Source organism: Corallococcus sp. CA053C, assembly GCF_003611675.1.
Classification (GTDB): domain Bacteria; phylum Myxococcota; class Myxococcia; order Myxococcales; family Myxococcaceae; genus Corallococcus.
Map to the genome: position 1 here is coordinate 1 of NZ_RAWA01000518.1, position 5,964 is coordinate 5,964.

Here is a 5,964-nt window from a genome sequence, read left to right on the forward strand (position 1 = left end):
GGGTCTTCGCGGTGGAGCGGGGGGCGCGGGCCATGAGCGGCGCTACCTGTAACCCAGCCGTCGCCCGGGTGGCCATCCTTGACGCATGGGGGACCATGGACTACGGCCTGCCCGCCCGGTCGCCGGTGGCCGGGGACACCTAGGGGATGGCATGAAGTTCTTCATCGACAGCGCGGACGTCGAGGAAATCCGCAAGGCCCACGCGATGGGCTGCGTGGACGGCGTCACCACCAACCCGTCGCTCCTGGCCAAGGTCGGCCGCGGGCTGGAGGAGACCATCCGCGAGATCTGCTCCATCGTGGACGGTCCCATCAGCGCCGAGTGCGTCTCGCTGCAGGCCCCGGAGCTCATCAAGGAAGGACAGACGCTCGCGAAGATCCACGACAACGTCGTCGTGAAGATTCCCATGGGCGTGGAGGGCATGAAGGCCGTCAAGGCGCTCACCGCCGAGGGCATCCGCACCAACGTCACCCTCTGCTTCTCCGCCAACCAGGCCCTGCTGTGCGCCAAGGCCGGCGCCACGTACGTGTCGCCCTTCGTGGGCCGGCTGGACGACATCTCCCAGGACGGCATGGAGCTCATCGCCCACATCCTGGAGATCTACCAGAACTACGACTTCACCACGCAGGTGCTGGTGGCCAGCGTGCGCAACCCCGTGCACGTGCTCCAGGCCGCGCGCCTGGGCGCCGACGTCGCCACGCTGCCCTACAGCGTCATCACCCAGCTGGCGAACCACCCGCTCACCGACAGCGGCATCCAGAAGTTCCTCGCGGACTGGGAGAAGGTCCCCAAGCAGTCCAAGCCCGCGGGCAAGTAGCCCCCTGCCTCCCGGGCCGCGCCCCCCGTCCGTTCCGGTGTCCCTGGAATGTGGCGGGCGGGCGCGTGCTGGGGCTGGCGGTCCGGCGGCGGGAGCGGTATGGCAGGGAAACGCGTTGATATTTGAATCAACCCTCCCGGAGCCGCCCCATGGAATTCCAGCTCACCGAGTCCCAGCGCGCGTTGCAGGATGCCGCTCGCAAGTACGCCCGCGAAGTGGTGCGTCCCAAGGCCGCCCACTACGACGAGACCTCCGAGTTTCCCCGCGACCTGCTCTCCGCGGCCTTCGAGCTGGGCCTGCTCAACATGGCCATCCCCACCGAGTACGGCGGCGTGGGCCTGTCGCACCTGGAGCAGGTCATCGTCTGCGAGGAGCTGGCGTGGGGCTGCGCGGGCGTGGCCACGTCCATCATCGCCAACGACCTGGCCAACCTGCCCATCATCCTGCACGGCACGGATGACCAGAAGAAGCGCCTCTTGTCGCCCTTCGGGGAGAAGCTGAAGTTCAGCTCCTTCTGCCTCACCGAGCCCAGCGCGGGCTCCGACGTGGCGGCCCTGAGCACCACCGCGCGCCTGGAGGGCGACGAGTACGTCCTCAACGGCAGCAAGTGCTTCATCACCAACGGCGGCTACGCGGATCAGTTCACCGTGTTCGCCACGCTGGACAAGGGCAAGAAGCACAAGGGCATCACCTGCTTCGTCGTGGAAGGGCGCCCCAAGGGGCTGACCTCCGGCAAGCACGAGAACAAGATGGGCCAGCGGGCCAGCAACACCACCACGGTGACCTTCGACGAGGTCCGTGTCCCGGTGGCCAACCGCATCGGCGAGGAGGGCGAGGGCTTCAAGGTCGCCATGGCCACGCTGGACAACAGCCGCCCCCTCACCGCCAGCCTCTCCGTGGGCATCGCCCGCGCGGCGCTGGAGCACTCGCTGGACTACTCCAGCCAGCGCCACACGTTCGGCAAGCCCATCCGTGAACACCAGGGCGTGCAGTTCATGCTGGCGGACATGGCCATGAACACCCACGCCGCGCGCCTGCTCACCTGGGAGAGCGCCTGGGTGCTGGATGAGGGACAGCGCAACACCCTCCAGTCCAGCTATGCCAAGTGCTTCGCCGCGGACATGGCCATGAAGGTCGCCACCGACGCCGTGCAGGTCTACGGCGGCTACGGGTACATGAAGGAATACCCCGTGGAGAAGCTGATGCGCGACGCCAAGCTCATCCAGGTCTACGAGGGCACGAGCCAGGTGCAGCGGCTGGTCATCGCCAAGGAACTGTTCAGGTAGAAAAGCAAATCTGTCCCCGGCGGGGCTTTCCCGTTGCCGCCACCGTGGACGGATGTCTATTAGTTCGGCCCTGTCGCGCGGCGCGTCAACACCGGCGCCGCGTCCCGGTGCCGCTTCAGCAGCCGACCCACTTTTCAAGCACTCCCCACAGAGGAGAAGCCCGCCGTGAAGATTCTCGTCACCGCCAAGCGCGTGGAAGATCCCGAGTCGAAGATCAAGGTCAAGCCGGACGGCTCGGACATCGTCAAGGAGGGGCTGAAGTACAAGATCAACCCCTTCGATGAAATCGGCGTGGAAGAGGGCCTGCGCCTCGCGGCGAAGCACACCGGCGAGGTGGTGGTGGTGTCCATTGGCGGCAAGGAGGTGCAGGAGCAGCTGCGCCACGCGCTCGCCATGGGCGCCAACCGCGCCGTGTGGGTGAACCACACGGGCCCGTTGGATCAGCTGGGCATCGCGGGCCTGCTCCAGAAGGTCGCGGAGAAGGAGAAGCCGGACATCGTCATCCTGGGCAAGCAGTCCATCGACGACGACCAGAACCAGGTGGGCCAGTACCTGGCCGAGTTCCTGGGCTGGGGCCAGGCGACGTTCGCCTCCAAGGTGGAGTCGCTGGAGAGCGAGCAGGAGAAGAGCAAGTCCCCCGCGGTGGTGCTGACCGCGGACAAGAAGAGCGTGCAGGTGGTGCGTGAAGTGGACAACGGGCTCGCCACGGTGGAGGTCCAGCTGCCGGCCGTCGTCACCACGGACCTGCGCCTGAACCAGCCCCGGTACGCGAGCCTGCCCGGCATCATGAAGGCCAAGAGCAAGCCCATCGAGGAGCTGACGCCGGCGGCCCTGGGCGTGGACGTGGCGCCGAAGATCCAGGTGCTGAAGCTCTCGTCGCCTCCGGCGCGCAAGGCCGGCATCAAGGTGCCGGACGTGGCCGCCCTGGTGGAGAAGCTGCACAACGAGGCGAAGGTCGTCTGAGCGCGCGCCCCATCCATCCCTAAAGATTCCGGAGACAGACCCATGTCCATCGTCCTCATCGTCGCCGAGCAGCAGCCGGACGGAAACCTGCGCAAGGCTTCCCTCAACGCCATCGCCGCGGGCAAGCAGCTCGCGGACAAGGCCGGCGGGGAGCTGCACCTCGTCCTCTTGTCCAAGGACCCGTCGAAGCTCGCGGGCGAGCTCGCGGGCACCGGCGCCAAGGCGGTCCACACCGCCGCGGCCCCGGAGTTCGAGCACTACCTGGCGGAGGTGTACGCCCCCGTCATCGCCTCGCTCGCGCAGGAGCTGAAGGCCACCTTCATCGGCGCGGCCTCCACGGCGCAGGGCAAGGACCTGCTGCCGCGCGTCGCCGCCCGGCTGAAGGCCGCCATGGCCACCGACATCACCGCCATCAACGGCAGTGGCGCGGACATCACCTTCACGCGCCCCATGTGGGCCGGCAACGTGTTCGCCGAGGTGAAGCTCACCACGCCCGTGCAGGTCATCAGCATCCGCGCCACGGAGTTCTCCGCCGGCGCGGGCGGTGGCGCTGCTGCGGAGGTGAAGTCCTTCCAGCCGAAGCTGGAGGCCTCCAAGACGAAGTTCGTCAGCTTCAACGAGGTGAAGAGCGCGCGTCCGGAGCTGACCGAGGCCCGCGTGGTGGTGTCCGGCGGCCGCGGCACCAAGGGCGACTTCAAGGAAGTCGAGGCGCTGGCGGACCTGCTGGGCGCCGCGGTGGGCGCGTCCCGCGCGGTGTGCGACGCGGGTTGGGTGCCCAACGACTACCAGGTCGGCCAGACGGGCAAGGTCGTCGCGCCGCAGCTGTACATCGCCGCGGGCATCAGCGGCGCCATCCAGCACCTCGCCGGCATGAAGTCCTCCAAGACCATCGTCGCCATCAACAAGGACCCGGAGGCGCCCATCTTCCAGGTGGCCGACTACGGCCTCGTGGATGACCTCTTCAAGGTCCTGCCCGCGCTGCGCGAAGGCATCCAGAAGCTGAAGTAGTCCGGGAGCCAGCAGATGTCCCACGCGGGGCGCGTTGCCGGGAGGGAGACCTTCCGGGAGCGCGCCCTTCGTGCGTCCGGGGCCTGCCTACAGCTCGATGTCGCTCTCGTGGCCGGGCTTCTTGTCCGCGGGGGGCAGCGGTGCGGCGGGGGCCTTGGGCTCCACGTCACCAGGTTCGTCGCCGGGTTCGTCTGGGGCTTCGTCCTCCGGAAGGGCACCGGGCGCGCCAGGGGCATCCGGCGCGTCGGCGTCACCGGTGTCGAGCAGGTCGATGCGGCCGCCGTCGTCGAGCTGGACGTAGAGGGTGCGGAACGCCCAGTCCTCGCCTTGCTTGTCGGCCACGACGTTGAGGGTGCCGTCCGCCTTGGGGCCATCCAGGGGGACGACGAGCTCCGCGTGGGTGCGGCCGTTGTTCGTGCTCACCTGGGTGTTGCTGGGGAAGCCCGGCTTGAAGGGGGTGCCCAGCGCCTTCTGCACGTGCGGGTCGTCCTGCGCCAGGGCGAGCGCCTCCGTGTACGCGCCCATGTCCCGGACGGAGCTGTAGCCCCAGCCTATCGCCAGGGCGACCATCCCCACGCACGAGGCCATCATCCCCAGGCAGCCCACCGGCACCACCCACTTCCAGTTGCGGCTCCACCACCCCTGGCGGGGCGCGGGCGCGTAGTCACCCTCGGGCATCGTCGGCATGGGGTCTCTCCTCTCCTGGGCTCGGCGCTTTGGCGCTTCGGCGCTTCGGCGCTTCGGCGTCGGGCCGTGTCATAGCCGGTTCCGGACGAAGCGGGGGTGGGGGACGTGTCGCGGAGGCTCGACGGGGCGCGCCTTCATGACAGAGTGTCCGCCATGCCCTCTGGTGGCGTCTCGACGGCCGAGCTCGCGGACCTGCTTGCGGCGCTGCCCTTCGGCCATCGGCTGTGGGTGCGCGGCATGGGGCGGTGTCTGTACCCGCTCCTGCGCAGCGGGGACGCGGTGCGCCTGCTTCGCTGCGGGCCGGAGCGGCTGGCGCGCGGGGACGTGGCCCTGGTGCGGCACGGGCCCAGGCTCGCCGCCCAGGTGGTGCTGTCCACGCACCCGTGGGTGACGGAGTCACTCCTGGGTGGCACCGACGTGCCGGGAGGGGAGCTGGTGGGACGCGTGATTGCACTCAAGCGGGGGAACCTGGTGCTGCGGCTGCCCCGGCCCACCCGGCCGGCCCTGTTCCTGACGCAGCGGGCCCTGTCCGGCGTGTGGACGAAGCCCGCGGCCCGCGCGGTGTACCGCCACCTGCGCGACCTGTTCTCCGGGTGGACCAAGCCCCTGCGCCGCCACTTCGTGGGGCCGGTGGAGATCCGCCTGGTGCGGCCGGACGACCTGGACGCGCTGCTCGCCTTCGCGACGGAGCGACTGGTGGTGTCCGGCACCTTCCTGCGCCGCCAGCTGCGCGACCGCTGGGGCCTGCCCGAGGAGCGGCGCGTGGGCGCGGCGGCGGGGGCCTTCGACGCCGAGGGGCGCCTGCTGGGCTTCGCCTGGATTGACGACTACCACCAGGAGGGGCTGGCCCTGGACGGCTTCTGGGTGCGCTCGCTGGTGGTGTCCCCCCGGGTGCGGCGCATGGGGGTGGCCACCGCCCTGGTGCGCTGCCTCATGGAGGAGGCCCGGCGCCAGGGGGCGGAGCGCGTCCACGCGGACATCGACGAGGACAACACCGCGTCGCTGCGCACGTTCTCCGGCCTGGACTTCCGGCCCGCGCCGGACGCGCTGACCACCACCACGAACCAGCAGTGGGACGCGGCGGGCGGCAGCAAGCGACTGGTCGTGCTGGTGCGGGTTCTTTCGGGGTTAGCCTTGTCCGGGGGGTTGCGCTCCTTGGGCCGGGTGGGCCAAAAGCAGTCCCGTCCACCCCGCATCCCCCGC

At 69.5% G+C, this 5,964-nt stretch carries 6 protein-coding genes; 5 read left to right on the forward strand and 1 reads right to left on the reverse strand.

Going from position 1 to position 5,964, the window contains the following annotated elements; all coding sequences use genetic code 11:
• Window positions 1-151 precede the first annotated feature (151 nt).
• From fsa to D7V97_RS38870, 4 genes are all read left to right on the forward strand, one after another.
• Window positions 152-817, forward strand: a complete 666-nt coding sequence (fsa, locus tag D7V97_RS38855) for a fructose-6-phosphate aldolase (protein ID WP_120615635.1) — start codon at window positions 152-154, stop codon at window positions 815-817.
• A gap of 149 nt (window positions 818-966) precedes the next feature.
• Window positions 967-2,103 (forward strand): acyl-CoA dehydrogenase family protein, encoded by a 1,137-nt coding sequence (locus D7V97_RS38860; protein WP_120615636.1) that lies wholly within the window; start codon window positions 967-969, stop codon window positions 2,101-2,103.
• A gap of 165 nt (window positions 2,104-2,268) precedes the next feature.
• On the forward strand, window positions 2,269-3,066 hold the full coding sequence (locus D7V97_RS38865) for an electron transfer flavoprotein subunit beta/FixA family protein (protein WP_120615637.1): 798 nt from the start codon (window positions 2,269-2,271) through the stop codon (window positions 3,064-3,066).
• A 42-nt stretch (window positions 3,067-3,108) separates the two neighbouring features.
• Window positions 3,109-4,074 (forward strand): electron transfer flavoprotein subunit alpha/FixB family protein, encoded by a 966-nt coding sequence (locus D7V97_RS38870; protein ID WP_120615638.1) that lies wholly within the window; start codon window positions 3,109-3,111, stop codon window positions 4,072-4,074.
• Window positions 4,075-4,161: 87 nt separating this feature from the next.
• Here D7V97_RS38870 and D7V97_RS38875 read toward each other — a convergent pair whose 3' ends face one another.
• Window positions 4,162-4,761 carry a cytochrome c oxidase assembly factor Coa1 family protein gene (locus tag D7V97_RS38875; protein WP_120615639.1) on the reverse strand — a complete coding sequence of 200 codons (600 nt, stop codon included), beginning with the start codon at window positions 4,759-4,761 and terminating at the stop codon, window positions 4,162-4,164.
• A 153-nt stretch (window positions 4,762-4,914) separates the two neighbouring features.
• On the opposite strand from D7V97_RS38875, the gene D7V97_RS38880 reads away from it, so the two are divergent.
• A partial coding sequence (locus D7V97_RS38880) for a GNAT family N-acetyltransferase (RefSeq protein ID WP_233583515.1) occupies window positions 4,915-5,964 on the forward strand: 1,050 nt, incomplete at its 3' end.